At 40.9% G+C, this 15668-nt stretch carries 16 protein-coding genes; 9 read left to right on the forward strand and 7 right to left on the reverse strand.

Annotation, left to right across the window (positions count from 1 at the left end):
• Window positions 1–5: 5 nt before the first annotated feature.
• Together rnjA and EQJ87_RS09820 are read right to left on the reverse strand one after the other, a co-directional pair.
• A complete protein-coding gene (gene rnjA / locus EQJ87_RS09815; protein ID WP_130124411.1) occupies window positions 6–1691 on the reverse strand; it encodes a ribonuclease J1 in 1686 nt (561 codons plus the stop codon).
• A gap of 112 nt (window positions 1692–1803) precedes the next feature.
• Window positions 1804–2034: a DNA-dependent RNA polymerase subunit epsilon gene (locus EQJ87_RS09820; protein ID WP_130124412.1), complete on the reverse strand. Its 231-nt coding sequence runs from the start codon at window positions 2032–2034 to the stop codon at window positions 1804–1806.
• A 224-nt stretch (window positions 2035–2258) separates the two neighbouring features.
• Here EQJ87_RS09820 and tsaB point away from each other — a divergent pair, with 224 nt between their 5' ends.
• The 5 genes from tsaB to EQJ87_RS09845 are packed head-to-tail and all read left to right on the forward strand — an operon-like array spanning window position 2259 to window position 5220.
• Window positions 2259–2984: a tRNA (adenosine(37)-N6)-threonylcarbamoyltransferase complex dimerization subunit type 1 TsaB gene (gene tsaB, locus EQJ87_RS09825; RefSeq protein ID WP_130124413.1), complete on the forward strand. Its 726-nt coding sequence runs from the start codon at window positions 2259–2261 to the stop codon at window positions 2982–2984.
• Window positions 2938–3513 (forward strand): ribosomal protein S18-alanine N-acetyltransferase, encoded by a 576-nt coding sequence (rimI, locus tag EQJ87_RS09830; RefSeq protein ID WP_130124414.1) that lies wholly within the window; start codon window positions 2938–2940, stop codon window positions 3511–3513. The genes tsaB and rimI (EQJ87_RS09830) overlap by 47 nt, the downstream gene beginning before the upstream one ends.
• Window positions 3503–3988: a ribosomal protein S18-alanine N-acetyltransferase gene (gene rimI / locus EQJ87_RS09835; RefSeq protein WP_130124415.1), complete on the forward strand. Its 486-nt coding sequence runs from the start codon at window positions 3503–3505 to the stop codon at window positions 3986–3988. The genes rimI (EQJ87_RS09830) and rimI (EQJ87_RS09835) overlap by 11 nt, the downstream gene beginning before the upstream one ends.
• Window position 3989: 1 nt before the next feature.
• Window positions 3990–5015, forward strand: a complete 1026-nt coding sequence (tsaD, locus tag EQJ87_RS09840; protein ID WP_130124416.1) for a tRNA (adenosine(37)-N6)-threonylcarbamoyltransferase complex transferase subunit TsaD — start codon at window positions 3990–3992, stop codon at window positions 5013–5015.
• A 1-nt stretch (window position 5016) separates the two neighbouring features.
• On the forward strand, window positions 5017–5220 hold the full coding sequence (locus EQJ87_RS09845) for a DUF4649 family protein (RefSeq protein ID WP_130124417.1): 204 nt from the start codon (window positions 5017–5019) through the stop codon (window positions 5218–5220).
• 39 nt (window positions 5221–5259) lie between these two features.
• On the opposite strand, the gene EQJ87_RS09850 is transcribed toward EQJ87_RS09845, so the two are convergent.
• Both EQJ87_RS09850 and EQJ87_RS09855 read right to left on the reverse strand, forming a co-directional pair.
• Window positions 5260–5550 carry a hypothetical protein gene (locus tag EQJ87_RS09850; RefSeq protein ID WP_223804529.1) on the reverse strand — a complete coding sequence of 97 codons (291 nt, stop codon included), beginning with the start codon at window positions 5548–5550 and terminating at the stop codon, window positions 5260–5262.
• Window positions 5551–5666: 116 nt separating this feature from the next.
• Window positions 5667–6455, reverse strand: a complete 789-nt coding sequence (locus tag EQJ87_RS09855) for a hypothetical protein (RefSeq protein ID WP_130124418.1) — start codon at window positions 6453–6455, stop codon at window positions 5667–5669.
• 350 nt (window positions 6456–6805) lie between these two features.
• Between EQJ87_RS09855 and EQJ87_RS09860 the strand changes: the two genes are divergently transcribed.
• Together EQJ87_RS09860 and EQJ87_RS09865 are read left to right on the forward strand one after the other, a co-directional pair.
• Window positions 6806–7288 carry a thiol peroxidase gene (locus EQJ87_RS09860; protein ID WP_130124419.1) on the forward strand — a complete coding sequence of 161 codons (483 nt, stop codon included), beginning with the start codon at window positions 6806–6808 and terminating at the stop codon, window positions 7286–7288.
• 123 nt (window positions 7289–7411) lie between these two features.
• The gene (locus EQJ87_RS09865) at window positions 7412–9952 is read left to right on the forward strand and encodes a M1 family metallopeptidase (protein ID WP_130124420.1); all 2541 of its coding nucleotides are present in this window, start codon (window positions 7412–7414) and stop codon (window positions 9950–9952) included.
• A 56-nt stretch (window positions 9953–10008) separates the two neighbouring features.
• On the opposite strand, the gene EQJ87_RS09870 is transcribed toward EQJ87_RS09865, so the two are convergent.
• The 3 genes from EQJ87_RS09870 to EQJ87_RS09880 all read right to left on the reverse strand — a co-directional run bounded on the left by EQJ87_RS09870 (window position 10009) and on the right by EQJ87_RS09880 (window position 13186).
• The gene (locus EQJ87_RS09870) at window positions 10009–11214 is read right to left on the reverse strand and encodes an MFS transporter (RefSeq protein ID WP_130124421.1); all 1206 of its coding nucleotides are present in this window, start codon (window positions 11212–11214) and stop codon (window positions 10009–10011) included.
• A 264-nt stretch (window positions 11215–11478) separates the two neighbouring features.
• Window positions 11479–11940, reverse strand: coding sequence for a MarR family winged helix-turn-helix transcriptional regulator (locus EQJ87_RS09875; protein WP_130124422.1), 462 nt, complete (start codon window positions 11938–11940; stop codon window positions 11479–11481).
• Window positions 11933–13186 carry a cation diffusion facilitator family transporter gene (locus EQJ87_RS09880; protein WP_130124423.1) on the reverse strand — a complete coding sequence of 418 codons (1254 nt, stop codon included), beginning with the start codon at window positions 13184–13186 and terminating at the stop codon, window positions 11933–11935. The genes EQJ87_RS09875 and EQJ87_RS09880 overlap by 8 nt, the downstream gene beginning before the upstream one ends.
• Window positions 13187–13374: 188 nt before the next feature.
• On the opposite strand from EQJ87_RS09880, the gene EQJ87_RS09885 reads away from it, so the two are divergent.
• Both EQJ87_RS09885 and lmrC read left to right on the forward strand, forming a co-directional pair.
• Complete coding sequence (locus EQJ87_RS09885; RefSeq protein ID WP_130124424.1) at window positions 13375–13731, forward strand: PadR family transcriptional regulator; 357 nt, start codon at window positions 13375–13377, stop codon at window positions 13729–13731.
• A 198-nt stretch (window positions 13732–13929) separates the two neighbouring features.
• The gene (lmrC, locus tag EQJ87_RS09890) at window positions 13930–15651 is read left to right on the forward strand and encodes a multidrug efflux ABC transporter LmrCD subunit C (protein ID WP_130124425.1); all 1722 of its coding nucleotides are present in this window, start codon (window positions 13930–13932) and stop codon (window positions 15649–15651) included.
• Window positions 15652–15668 lie beyond the last annotated feature (17 nt).

Below are 15668 nucleotides of genomic sequence, written 5' to 3' on the forward strand. Positions count from 1 at the left end.
TTTTATTATTTTTTATCCGGTGTCATAATCATTGGGACAACCAATGGAGAGCGTTCTGTTTGTTTGTAAAGGAATGGTGAGAGGGCTTCACGCATCGCACGAGCGACTGAGGCTTCGTTGGCATTTTCCTCTAACATGGCTTCACGAATCGCATTGAAGAGGACACGTTGGCCAGAGCGTATTAAATCACCAGACTCACGCATGTAGATGAATCCACGTGAAAGCATATCAGGACCAGCCAGCACGGTTTTATTTTCAAAATCGACTGTGGCTACGGCTAGAACGATACCATCTTCGGAAAGTTCATGACGGTCATGCAAGACAGCATTACCGACGTCCCCGATTCCTGAGCCGTCAACGTAAGTATCAGCGGCTGGGAAATGATCAGCATATCTAGCACTGTCGGCGGTCAAAGCAAGGACATCACCATTTTCTTGAATGAAGCAATTTTCTTTAGGAACACCTGTGTCTTGGGCGAGTCCAGCGTGAATTTTGAGCATTCGATATTCACCGTGAACAGGCATAAAGTATTTCGGTTTGATGAGCCGCAACATGAGTTTTTGCTCTTGTTGTCCACCGTGACCAGAGGTGTGGATGTTGTTCATCTTACCATAAATAACTTCAACGCCAGCTTCAGCGATTTTGTTAATCAGTTGGTTAACGCCGTGGGTATTTCCAGGAATGGCATTTGATGAGAAGACAACTGTATCACCCATTTGTAAGGTAATGTGACGGTGCATTCCGTTGGCAATTCTTGAAAGTGCAGCCATTGGTTCACCTTGCGAACCTGTACACATGATCAAAAGTTCGTGTGAAGCGTATTGATTGACTTCGTTTGGCTCAATAAAGGTTCCTTTAGGAGCTTTAATATAACCGAGTTCCAAACCATTAACAATGGCTTTTTCCATTGAACGACCGAACACGACGATTTTACGTCCTGTTTTTACGGCTCCATCAACGGCTTGTTGGAGACGGAAAATATTTGAGGCAAATGAGGCGAAAATAATTCGCCCTTCAATGCGTTCAAAAATTTTCATGATGCTTGCACCAACGACTTTTTCAGAATGTGAAAAAGTTGGAATTTCAGCATTGGTTGAGTCGGAAAGGAGAAGCAAGACGCCTTCTGTTCCGAGTTCAGCCATACGGTGAAGGTCAGCAGGTTCACCCACTGGGGTGAAGTCAAACTTAAAGTCACCAGTAGCGACAATTTTACCTTGAGGGGTATTTACAACAATTCCTAGAGGCTCTGGAATTGAGTGAGTCGTGCGGAAGAAATCAAGGCTTAAGTGATTAAATTTAATGACTGAATCGGCATGGATTTCATAAAGTTTAGCATCACGTAAAAGTCCGTGTTCTTCGAGTTTCCCACGAATGAGCGCAAGTGACAATGGGCCAGCATAGATAGGAATATTGGCTTGTTTCAAGAGGAATGGAATTCCTCCGATATGGTCTTCGTGTCCGTGAGTGATGAAGAGACCTTTGATACGATCGATGTTTTCAACGATGTAAGTATAATCAGGGATGACGTAATCTACACCTAATAAATCGTCTTCTGGGAATTTAATTCCGGCGTCAATGATGATAATTTCATCTTTATACTCAACGCCGTAAGTATTTTTACCGATTTCGCCGAGTCCGCCTATGGCGTAAACTGCGACTTCATCAGCTTTTATTTTAAGTTGCTTTGGCATATTTCTCCTGTTCTTTGGAATTTTTATAATACGTTTAGGTACGACAAAATCACTTTAGATTATTGTCAGCTTTGACAAGAACCTAAAGTGGCTTTTATGAGTTAATTGGGGATTAGAAACTTGTGATTTCAAATACGCCAGTTTCTTTTTCATATTCAACAGATTCATCTGAAAGTGAATCAATAAATTCAACATGGTATTCTGTGTTTTCAGCGAGTAATGTCCGTGCGGCAATAATCCCTGCTTCTTTTGTTTCTACATCAAGGTCGAGATAGAGTGTTTCAGTCGTTTCACGACGTGGTGAGCGGCTTTTATCTTTTTGGTAAAAAACTTTAAAAATCATTTTTGTATGTACGAGCTTTGGCTCGTTCCTTTCTTAGTGGTTCGTGTTTGCTGTTCTTTGCAATTACTATCATTTTAGCATAAATGATTGAAAATGGAAAGTTGGGCTATTATTTTTACTTTTGGAACGCTTACATAATTTGCAGGGGTGGAACTTGCCGTCCAAGCGTGGTAAAATATAAGGAAGTAGCTAAGAAATGTTAGAGAAAATTAAATAGGTAAAAAATGAAAATATTAGCATTTGATAGTTCGTCAAAAGCTTTATCGGTAGCCTTGGTTGCGGATGGGGTCTTGCTTGGTGAGCTGACTTTAAACTTGAAAAAAAACCACAGTATTACTTTGATGACAACGATTGATTTCTTATTGGCGCAGGCTGGACTTGAACCGAGCGCCTTGGATCGGATTGCTGTGGCACAAGGGCCCGGTTCTTATACAGGCTTGCGGCTTGCAGCAACGGTTGGTAAAACTTTGGCGTTTAGTTTGAATAAGGAACTTGTTGGCCTGTCGAGCTTGCTTGCGATTGCTTGTCGAGTACAGGATAAGGAGGCTTTTGTTGTGCCTGTCTTGGATGCCCGTCGGGGAAATGCTTATGCGGCAGTCTATCAAGGTGGTCAGCAAATTATTGCGGATCAGCACTGTAATTTTAGTGAATTCTTGGTGGATTTATCTGAGAAAGTGACAACTTTTGATCAAGTGATTTTCACAGGGGAGACGGAAAATTTTGTGGCAGAAATTGAGGCCGCTGGATTTTCTAGTCGCCAAATTGTCACGGACAGTTTGACTAAATTACCGTCAGCTTATGAACTTGCAAAGTTGGCTCAGGATTTGGTCGCAGAAAATGTGCACGCTTTTGTGCCAAAATACCTCAAAAAAGTAGAGGCTGAAGAAAAGTGGTTAGAAACTCATGAAAAAGCTGAAAACACTGCTGACGACTACGTTCAAAGGGTTTAGTAGTCAAAAATTTAACCCACGTCGTTATTTAGAAATGGCTGACGTGGAATTGGAACATGACAGAGACGGTGTGCATTATCGGTTGGCGGAACGTGCGGATATTGTGGCGCTTTTAGCAATTGAGCGTGATGTTTATGATGGTGATATTCCGTGGACTTTTTCGCATTTTGAACATGAAATTGTCAAAAATAATGATGCTTTTTTCATTGTGGCGGAAATTTCGGAGCGTGTGGTTGGTTTTATTGGCACGCGAATCAATCATCATGGTCAGGACGCTCACATCACGAATCTAGCTGTTTTTAAGGCCTTTCAAGGGCAACGAATTGCTTCGACTTTGATTGAGCAGTTGGTTGTACTGATGGGAGCGCTGGGCAAACATGAGATGACACTTGAGGTTCGACGGGATAACACGAAAGCTCAAGGACTCTACCGTCGTCAAGGTTTTGCGACAGATAAGCTGTTGCCGCATTACTATGAAGACGGTGGCGATGCGATTTGGATGGTCAAAAATTTGCAAAATGAGAATTAAACGCATACCAAAATCAGAGAAAATGCTGACGAAAGTGGAAAATTCACTGACGGAGCCAGAGAAAATGCTGACGGATTTGTCCAAGCAGATTTTTGAGCTGCTGACGGTGGTTTACGGGCAGTCGCCTTGGTCAGAAGCTTATATTTTGGCGGATTTACGTCAGCAACATTCGGATTATTTTGTGCTTGAAGAGGGAGATAAATTGCTGGGATTTTTGGCAATTTCTACGCTGATGGATGAGCTGGAAGTTACGAATTTGGCGGTTCATCCCGATGTTCAAGGGCAAGGTTTTGCGACGAATTTACTGACGGAATTAGAAAATTTCACTGGGAGCTTATTTTTAGAAGTCCGTGCGTCTAATTTGCCTGCCCAAAAATGTTATGAAAAATTTGGCTTTGTGATTTATCACCGGCGCAAAAATTATTATGAAAAGCCGGTTGAGGATGCATTGTTAATGAGAAAAGAGCAATTTTAAAATGAAAGATAATTATATATTAGCCTTTGAAACTTCATGTGATGAGACTTCAGTGGCGATTTTGAAAAATGGTCAAGAGCTTTTGTGCAATATTATTGCAAGTCAAATCAATAGCCACAAGCGTTTTGGTGGAGTGGTTCCTGAGATTGCTAGTCGGCATCATGTGGAACAAATCACCGTTTGTATCGAAGCTGCTTTGGAAGAAGCAGAACTTTCGGCAAGCGATTTGACAGCCGTTGCCGTGACGCAAGGTCCGGGGCTTAATGGGGCTTTGCTGGTGGGAATTATGGCGGCAAAAACTTTCGCTTGGGCCAATCATTTGCCACTAATTCCTGTTAATCACATGGCTGGACACTTGATGGCTGCGGGCTTGGTGGATACGATTGAATACCCTGCTATGGCGCTTTTGGTTTCGGGTGGTCATAGTGAGCTGGTTTATGTTGAAAAAGAAGGCAGCTACAAAAAAGTTGGTGAAACCCGTGATGATGCGGCTGGAGAAGCTTACGATAAGGTCGGACGGGTCATGGGATTGACTTATCCCAGTGGAAAAATGATCGATGATTTGGCGCACGAGGGTCAAGATACTTACCATTTTCCGCGGGCAATGATGGCAACACATGAGGTTGAATTTAGCTTTTCTGGCTTGAAATCGGCCTTCATCAATCTTGTCTACAATGAAAATCAAAAAGGAAATGATGTTGTCGCCAATGATTTAGAAAACTTAGCTGCATCATTTCAGGCGGCAGTTATTGATGTTCTGGTTGCCAAAACGAAACTGGCCATGGAAAAATATCCTGTCAAAACGCTGATTATTGGCGGGGGCGTTTCGGCTAATCGGGGCTTGCGCGAACGCTTGAACACAGAGATTACAGAGCAAAAATTGATTGTTCCTCCTTTGCGTCTTTGCGGTGATAATGCTGGAATGATTGCAGCAGCAGCTTATGTTGAATGGAAAAAAGGATTAGAAAATTGTTCGGCGGGATTGGACTTGAATGCTCAACCGAGCTTAGTTTTTGAGGAGTTATAAAATGATGAAATTGACTGGAAAGTTGTCAAACGGCATTACTTTCACCGAGGAATTTGACGGCATTAACGATTTTTTGGCGCTTCAACAAAGTGACTACGACGTCATTGCTGATGAAATACTGGTTGAAAGCTTGATAATCAATGATGAAAAAGTTGACTTTACTGGAAATGTTGGTCAACTGTACGATAAATTGATAAAACAATAAAAAAATTTACTGGCAAATGCGTCAGTAAATTTTTTTGATTTAAAGTTCGTTAATCATTAAAATTTTTGCTTGAGGAAAATCTTTTTGTAGTTCGGAATGATGAAATTTAAGCGCAGGATAACAAAAGATGTAATCTATTGCTTCCGATTTTTTAGTCAAGAGTTCTGAAAGATAAACTTTCTCGAGTTTGACATCAGCTCCAACAAGCTTTTGAGCTTTTTTCAGCCAAGGTTTCTCGATCTCACTATAGCCAAACATTTGTCCAATCGGCGCTCCAGCAGGAGTTTCTAAGGATTTGTCATTACCATAAAGTACATATGCGATTGTCATATAACCGCCTCCTTCTCATGCCTTCATTATAAACTTAAGAAAATAAATTTGCAAGAAAAAGTAAGCGTTTTTACGTTTTTTACCTAGAGAATTTACTGACGTAAATGTGAAAATCCCTAAACAACTGACCGCTCATGTAGCGAGCGTCCGTCAGCATCCGTCAGCACAAGCCAGCTATTTGTTCCCGCAAAATACAGAAAATGCCCAACTTCATTGACGGATTTCAAGATAATATCAGAGGTGGTCACAAAGGTCTTGGCGTCCCAATTTTCCAGTTGTTCTTCGCGTAAACTTTGCGTGAAACGATAGGCTAAACCAGGTGTTCCGTCAGCTTTCATACCACCATTTTCCAGCATTTTTGCCCCAGCTTTGATGACCAATTGGTTTGATTTCTGCCAAATGACTGTCGCTTTACTACCTTGATAGTCAACGAAAAATTCCACATCGGCCAATGCCTTTTTCCAGCGATGTTGCGCCTTAGGCAAGACAATTTTCTTCTTTTCAAATTTAATTCCAAAAGCAGACAAGACAGGCAGAAATTCCTCAACTGCTCGCGAGCAAACTCCAACTATATTTTTGGGAATTTTCACTGAATCTGTCGTTTCACGCAGTGTGATGCCATTTTCCTGCGCCAAATTTGTCAAAAATTGGCACAAATAAAGGACTTCTAAATCATATGCCGCACTATTGATAATCAAAATTCGATCAAATTCCAGCTGAGGAATGCTCGCCAAATCAGCTCCAATCATTTTAACCTGGCCTTTTTTGAGCAATAAGAAAAGCTCGTCTTTTTGCAAGGTAAAACGCGGATGATTTTGCTCCAAAAGTTGTAGAACGGCACCAGAAGCAAGAGCAATTTCTAAATTTTTATCTATCAAAGTCACTGTAAATTTTGTTTTTTTCATACTTTAATTATAACCTCTGAAAGCGAAAACAACAATACTTTAGGTTCAGCCCATGGAATTTTGTAAACTTTCCAAGAACTTAAGTTTAATTTGAGTAGGCGCTAAGATTTCTGCAAGAAAAGCTTGTTATACTTTGTACATCGTAAAAGAAAAGAGGATGTATTCATGAAAACAACATTTAAAATTAAAAATATCAACTATCAATTCCTTAAATCAGCCGCAGAATGCCGTCATCCCTACTCCGAATTCACTTACTCAAAGCCCGCAGAAAAATAAGCCAAAAGGATTCGTCAGATGAGAAAACTATGATAAAATGAAATTACAATATCCAAATAAAAAGGAGGAAAGCCATGCCTATTGAAATTTCTGCTCACGGTACTAAAGTAGCAACAATCAACCCAGTTCCCAAAGGAGCAGCTCCAGATTTTACTTTGTCGGATTTGAAGGGCAATAAAATCACACTATCAAAACTCACAAAACCAGTCTTAATTAGTGTTTTTCCTGATATCCATACCTCCGTTTGTTCCTTACAAACGAAACATTTTAATCAAGAAGCTGCTCAACATTCAGAAATTGATTTTTTGAGCATCTCTAATAACAGCGCTGATGAGCAACGCGACTGGTGTGCTGCCGAAGGTGTCGAGATGACCATTCTCAGTGATGATGGGACTTTTGGACAAGCTTATGGTTTAGTTTTAGACGGAGGCCCCCTTGCTCAACGCTTGGCACGCTCAGTTTTTGTCGTCAAAAATGGTGAAATTGTTTACGAAGAGATTTTAACGGAGCTGACTCAAGAACCAAACTACGCTGCTGCGCTAGCAGCAACCCGTTAAAAATGAAACATCGACCGTCCATGACGGTTTTTTTGAGTACTGACCAATGTAAACCTTCTTAGTACTCGAAATTTTCTATTCAATTTGATATAATTATATCAATACTGAAAATTAGGAGAAATTATGGCTGTAAAACGTTTAATTGAAACATTTGTTCCAGAAAATTATAAAATTTTCCTTGACATCGACCGTAAAGCAAAGAAATTCAAAGGTCAAGTCGCAATTACTGGTGAGGCAAAAGATACAGTAGTGACTTTCCACGCTAAAGGTTTGCATTTTAATAAAGTTCGCGCCTTCAGCGTTGATACAAACTTCATTGAAAACGAAGAAGATGAAGAAATTGTAGTTAAAATAGGCGAAACAGGTCGTGTCACAATTTCGTTTGACTACGAAGCTGAGCTTACAGATAATATGATGGGGATTTACCCATCATATTATGAAGTCAACGGCGAAAAGAAAATGCTGATTGGAACACAGTTTGAGAGCCATTTTGCGCGTCAAGCCTTCCCATCTATTGATGAGCCAGAAGCAAAAGCAACCTTTGATTTATCCGTTAAATTTGACGAAGAAGAAGGCGACATCATTGTATCCAATATGCCAGAACTTCTGAACATTGACGGGATCCACGTTTTTGAACGAACAGTTAAAATGAGTTCTTACCTTTTAGCCTTCGTCTTTGGTGAGATGCAATATAAAAAAGGTAAAACAAAATCAGGCGTTGAAGTAGGTGCTTTCTCTACCAAAGCACATAGTGAAGCTGCACTTGATTTCCCACTGGATATCGCCATTCGTTCTATCGAATTTTATGAAGACTATTATAAAACACCTTATCCATTGGCTCATAGCTACCACATTGCACTGCCAGATTTCTCTGCTGGAGCAATGGAAAACTGGGGTTGTATCACTTATCGTGAAGTTTGTATGTTGGTTGACCCAGAAAATGCCACAGTACAAAGCAAGCAATATGTGGCGACAGTTATCGCCCATGAACTCGCTCACCAATGGTTTGGTGACTTAGTAACGATGGAATGGTGGGATGACCTCTGGCTCAATGAATCATTTGCCAACAACATGGAATATGTATGTATGGATGCTTTGGAGCCGAGCTGGAATGTTTGGGAATCCTTCTCAATCGCCGAAGCCAATATGGCGCTCAACCGTGACGCCACAGACGGTGTCCAATCTGTCCATGTGGAAGTAACTCATCCAGACGAAATCGCTACCCTCTTTGATGCGGCGATTGTCTACGCCAAAGGCTCACGTTTGATGGTGATGCTCCGTAAATGGCTCGGCGACAAAGACTTTGCGGCTGGTCTTGCCCTTTACTTTGAACGTCATCAATATGGCAATACTGTCGGGGACAACCTTTGGGATGCTTTGGCTGAAGTTTCTGGTAAAGATGTAGCTGGTTTCATGCATTCATGGGTTAACCAACCAGGCTATCCAGTCGTAACTGCTGAAGTGATTGATGATACTTTAGTTTTGAGCCAAAAACAATTCTTTGTCGGTGAAGGTGCGGATAAAGGACGTTTGTGGAATGTTCCTTTGAATACAAATTGGACAGGTCTGCCAGATTTACTTTCTGATGAAAAAGTTGAAATTCCAGGATTTGCTGCTTTAAAAGCTAAAAATCAAGGTAAAGCACTTTTCTTGAACGATGCAAACATGGCGCATTATATCATTGACTACAAGGGTGAGTTGATGACTGCCCTCCTTTCAGAAATTGATACTTTGGAAGATGTAACAAAATTCCAAATCTTGCAAGACCGTAAATTGCTTGCTAAAGCAGGTGTGATTTCATTTGCAGATGTGGTGAATATCTTGCCAGCATTTGCTAATGAAGCGTCTTACATTGTTAATACTGGTTTGAGCCAACTTATTAGCGAATTGGAACTTTTCGTTGATGAAGATTCTGAAACGGAAAAAGCGTTCCAAAGCTTAGTTGGAAAACTTTTTGCAAAAAATTATGCACGCTTGGGCTGGGATAAGGTTGCTGGCGAATCTGCTGGTGATGAGAGTCTTCGTGGAATTGTTTTGAGCAAGACTTTATACGCTGAAAATGCGGATGCCAAAGCCAAAGCAAGTGAAATTTTTGTGGCACACAAAGAAAATCTTGCCAGCATTCCAGCTGATATTCGTCCGATTGTATTAAATAATGAAATCAAGACGACTAATTCAGCAGAACTGGTTAAAAAATATCGTGAAACTTATGTCAAGACAAGTTTGCAAGAGCTTAAGCGTGAACTTGAAGGCGCTGTGGCTTTGATTAAGGATGAAAAAGTCATTGCCGAATTGCTGGAAAGTTTCAAAAATGCGGACATTGTGAAACCACAAGACATTGCATTTTCTTGGTTCTATCTCTTGCGCACAGACTTTTCACAAGATGCGGCTTGGGCTTGGGAAAAAGCGAATTGGGCCTTCCTTGAAGAAAAATTGGGTGGTGATATGAGCTATGACAAATTTGTCATTTACCCAGGAAATGTTTTCAAAACTGCCGAGAAATTGGCTGAATACAAAGCATTCTTTGAACCAAAACTTGAAAATCAAGGTTTGAAACGTTCAATCGAAATGGCAATTAAACAAATCACAGCGCGTGTTGCTTTGATTGATAGCCAAAAATCAGCGGTTGAATCAGCTATTGCTGATATTGCAACAAAACTCTAATCGCTTAAAATGCAGAGATAAAAACTCAACACCTCTTAGGGGCGTTGAGTTTTTTGTTATAAATTGGCAGGAGTCACTTTTTCACGGGAGGAGGCAAGAACACCTAGGGCGAGGGTAAGGAAAATCACACCCATTATGGCGGGAGCGGCGTGTCCCAGACTAATGTAAATTTGTCCGCTGATCAAAGGGCCAACAACGCGCGTGAGCGCTTGAAGTGCTTGACTTCCTCCCTGAAGTTTTCCTTGTTCAGATGGGCGTGCAGTTTTTGAGAGTTTGCCATTGAAGGCCGTACCGAAAATACTGTCACCAAAAGCAAAGATGAACATGGCAAGAATAAAGATTGGCCAGATTTTAAGAAAACCTGTGAGGGCAAAAAGCGCATAAGCAGCGATTTCGCAGATGACACTCAAGGAGATGAGTTGAGTGTCATTAAAAACGGTCAAGAGTTTTGGCATAATAAAGAGTTGGGTGAGGATGTCCATAAGGCCCATTATGGATAAGGCAAGTCCGATAAAGACAGGCGTCCAAGCAAAGTTATCTAATGAAAACTGACTGATGATTGCTTGAAGGGCAGCATTTGGCAACCAGAGCAAGAGGCCTAGAAAGAGCAGACGGCTCAGATTTTTTAGGCGCAAAAGTTGAAAAATTTGACTGAAGGGATTGAGTTGTTTGAGGGAAAGACTAGAAACCCGGTCTGTCCTAGGCAAACTTTCGTGCATGGCAAAGTGGCCATATAAAAGATTTGCCAGAGAAAGTACAGCGCCGAAGTAGAAGGGGACACTATTTCCAAAGTGGGCGAGAAGTCCACTGATGGTCGGACCAGAAATGGTTCCAATGCCAACGGCAGCAGCTGCCCAACCGAAAACTTTGGTGCGATTTTCTTCGTTCGTGATATCAGCAAAATAGGCAAAGAGGGCCACGATGTTGCCAGCAGTTAAGCCATCAATGATGCGCCCCAAAAAAAGCATCCAAAGACTACCAGCTAGCCCAAAGACGAGGTAGCCAATGCTTGAGCCTGCCAGAGAAATGAGCAAGATTGGTTTGCGACCAAAGCGGTCAGAAAGTGAGCCAAGACCAGCAGCGCAAAAGAAGGTACATAGGCCATAAGTCGCCATAAGCGCAGTCACAATCAGTGCTTGATTGTGAGCAGTGGTGAAAGGCGCAACTATAACGGGGACGACAGGAGAGATGATTGTAAAACCAAGCCCAGTCAAAAATGTTGTGATAAGCCCGAAGGCCAAGCTCTTTTTAGTAGTATTCATGATGAAGTGATGCGTTCGCTCATTTTTAGGACGAACGCTCTCCTTTCTAATCTGAGAGGTGGAATGTTGTTTTCGTAGAAGTTTTTTTGTTGCTTGTTTTGAGTTTCCTTGGAAACAAAAACTAGTATAACTCATTTTTGTTTCTTTGTCAACAAAAATAAATGAAATAATTTTCGTCAGTAAAAAAGGAGGGGATGACTGGGTCCAAAATAAAAGAACCACAAGTCAAACTTGTGATTCTGTCAGAGATTTTACTGACGAAAATTATTTTTCCAAATTTTTTCTGATGGATTGATCCAGATGAGCATTGTATTGCTCAAGAAAATCCAAAATATTGCTGACGGATTCATCAGTCAATTGGTCAAAGACAATTTGGTCATTTTCAGAAAATTTTTGGTGTAAATTTTCATGACGTGTATTGATTTTTTGTCCCTCAGAAGTCAGGCGAAAATAAATTTCTTTTTTATTTTCAGGAAGTTGAAAACGTTCAATGAGCCCTTTTTTGAGCAATTTTTGGGTGATTTTGCTTGCTGCGCCGCGGGTCATGTAGAGATGCTGCGCCAGACGAGTGACGTTGACCTGCGGGTTTTTGGCGATGTATTCGATCGTTTCAATCTCTGAGAGGGAAATATTTGTAAATTCAGCCTCCATTTGCGGGCGATAGTGGGCATTGATTTTATTGAATAAATCAGTCAAACTCGCCATGATTTGTGCTTGTTTAGTCATGCGTTTTGTCCTCCGCCTTCGGTGTGGTTTGGCGGTAAAGGCAACGCCAGACATCATTACGACGCCAAATACTTGTCACGATGAAATTTTGTTCATTTTGCCAATAGTTATAAGTCAAAATAAACGTTTTTTTGCTGACCTGACGTGATTTGTAATTTTTAATCGCCAGAGGAATTGCTGACGTATTTTTCGTCAGCATTTTTTCTGAATCCGTCAGCAAATTCTCTGACTCTTGCGCAGTGACCAGCCGTCCGTCAGGTAAAATTTCTTGGAAATCTCGCTCGGTCAACGCGGCTAGGTTTTCCCGGTTCAAAAATTGCTCTTCTTTTGCCAAAAGCTCTAAAGCCCGGCTAGCGAAATGTTCCTCTTCAGGCAGAGCCGCAGGTTCGACGTGGACATCCACATCATAAACACCAAAATTTTCAATCAGAAGTTTTTCAATGGATTCGGTCGCCTCATGACTCTCAAAAACGCTCAAGTCAGGCGACATTTCAACGACAACATCGAGAAAAACATTACTTCCGTAAGTTCGCCCGCGCACCATTTTCACACCTTTGACCTTAGGGACAAGGCAGATGGCTTCCTTATATTGTGTAATAAGATTTTCATCAAAACCATCAGACAGGCTAAAAACAGAGTCGCGGAAAATTTCGTAAGCCGTTTTCAGGATGAAAAAACAAATAATCAGGGCCATAATCGGATCAAGCCAACTCCAACCAATACAGCTGGCAACAATGGCAATCGCAGTACCAATCGAGGTCACCGCATCAGATAAATTGTCTTTGCTCGCAGCAGATAGCGCCTGCGAATTTGTCTTTTTCGCCAAGTCACGATTGTAAAGATAAACACCAACCATGACAAAAGCTGAAAGCAGACCCACGACAGCACCGAGCGGTTCAATCGTTTCTGTTTTATTAGAAAGAAGGGACATCACTGTTTCGCGTAGCACTTCAAAACCAACAAAAAACATGATAAAACTTGAAATCAAACTGGCAATGGATTCAATTTTCCAATGGCCATAGACATGATCACTGTCGGCTGGAATCCGTGCAATTCTAAGCCCAATCAAAATTGCAATATTTCCCAAAATATCAGTCAAATTATTGAAACCATTGGCTTGAAGCGCACTCGAATGTACGATAGTAGCAAAAGCAATTTGGCCGATTGACAGGATAATATAAGCAAAAATGGAGACCCAAACGCCTCTTTCTGCAAGTTTCAAATTTTGTGTACTTGAACTCGTCATTTTGATCCTCCAGACTTTTCATCCCTTAATTATAACACATTCCAGAAGTCAGCCTTTTCAAAAAAGACATTTTTATAGAGAGAAAATGCTGACGAAAATAAAAACTATTAAATTTAATCAAGTACCTTGACTTACATAGTAATATGAAGTACAATATACTTTGTTAAAAATAAGAGAAAGGACAAATAATGGCAGAAATACCCAAGGAAATGTTGCGTGCGCAGACCAATGTGATTGTGCTGAACATTCTTGAAGCCGGTGACAACTATGTATATGGCATTATCAAGCAAGTGCGAGATGCTTCAAATGGCGCTTTTGAAATCAACGAAGCGACACTCTACACCACCTTTCATCGCTTAGAAAAAGACGGAATCATCAGTTCATATTGGGGTGATGAAAGCCAAGGCGGTCGCCGCAAATACTATTGTTTGACCAAACTTGGTCGGGAAAAATTACAGTTAGCCTTTGAATCATGGGCCAAAGTTGATCAAATTATTGAAAATATCAAAGCTCAAAAAGAGGGGCTTGACAGTAAAAAAGATTAGCTTGTTTTAATTAGTTTGTTCAAAAGAAAACTAACCATAATGTTTAACAGTGTTAGTAAATACTACTTGTTTACTAAAAAAATAATGTTATAATAATTTGCTTAATGATTTATCACTTAATTAAATCAAAAACTAACGAATGTAAACAAAATTTACATTTAAGACTTAGAAAGGAATTTTATGATTTTCAAATCAATCATGAAACATAAATGGATTGCACTTTTTTCAATCATTTCAACATTCATTTATGCCGGAGTTCAACTCTATCAGCCACAAATCATGAAACACATCATGACCGTGATGTCCTCTACTACTTATAGCCGTCATGAGATGGCAGACAAAGTATCAGGCTACGGTGTTCAATTGCTCGTTGTTGCGGGAATTGGGATTATCTTTGCCATTTTCAGTACCCTGTCAGCAGCACGCATTGCCCAAGAAATTGGTGCTGATGTCCGTGAAGCAACTTACAAAAAAATCAACTCATTTTCTTATGAAAATGTCGAAAAATTCAATGCCGGAAACCTCGTTGTCCGTATGACCAACGACGTCACTCAAATTCAAAACTTGATGATGATGGTTTTCCAAATTTTGATGCGAATCCCTGTCCTCCTCATTGGTGCTGTGGTTCTCTCAATCACAACAATGCCAAAACTTTGGTGGATTACCCTGATTTTGATTGTTGCCATTCTTCTTGTGACAGCACTTTTGATGGGACGCATGGGCCCTCACTTCATGGCCTTCCAAAAATTGATGGATCGTATCAATGCTATTGCTAAACAAAACTTGCGTGGCGCACGTGTCGTTAAATCTTTCGTTCAAGAACAAAATCAAATCAAAGATTTTGATGACACCTCTGATGAACTCTATGATCACAACTGGGCAGTTGGGAAACTCTTCTCAGCTATGATTCCCCTCTTTACAGTCATCGCCCAAGGCGCAATCTGGCTGGCGATTTATTTCGTTTCAACCTATGTAACTGATTCACCAACGGTCGCACAAGATAGCATCGGCGGAATTGCCACATTCATGACCTACATGGGAATGATTATGTTTGCTATTATCATGGGTGGGATGATTTCCATGTTTGCTTCACGTGGTATGGTGTCAATCGGTCGGATCAATGAAGTTTTAAATACTGATCCAGCCATGAAATTTGATGAGAATGCCCAAGACGAAGTTCTCTCAGGTTCAGTCAAATTTGACCATGTTTCATTTAGCTATCCTAATGATGAAGAAGCAACGCTCAAAGACATTAGCTTTGAGATTCAACCCGGACAAATGGTTGGTATCGTTGGAGCGACAGGTGCTGGTAAATCAACGCTTGCTCAACTTATTCCTCGTCTGTTTGACCCAACAGAAGGTTCGGTTTCAGTCGGTGGCAAAGACCTCAAAACAGTCAGCCGTGGCACTTTGAAACAAAACATCTCTATTGTCTTGCAAAAAGCTATTTTGTTCTCAGGAACAATCGCTGGAAATATCAAACAAGGTAAAGCTGATGCAACCGAAGAAGAAATGACTCGTGCAGCACGCATTGCCCAAGCCGCAGAATTTATCACTACTAAAGACGGTCAGTACGAATCTGAAGTCGAAGAACGTGGAAATAACTTCTCTGGTGGTCAAAAACAACGTCTGTCTATTACACGTGGTGTTGTAAAAAATCCCAACGTCTTGATTCTTGATGACTCAACCTCAGCACTCGATGCCAAATCAGAAAAATTGGTTCAAGAAGCGCTTAACAAAGACCTTAAAGATACCACAACCATCATCATCGCTCAAAAGATTTCATCAGTTGTCCATGCGGATAACATCCTCGTGCTTGACCAAGGAAAATTAGTCGGTCAAGGGACTCACCAAGAGTTAGTCGAAAACAACGCGATTTATCAAGAAATCTACGCCACACAGAAAGCACAGGAGGATTAAGACATGGAAAATACAAA

Origin of the sequence: Lactococcus sp. S-13 (assembly GCF_004210295.1) — a bacterium.
Classification (GTDB): domain Bacteria; phylum Bacillota; class Bacilli; order Lactobacillales; family Streptococcaceae; genus Lactococcus.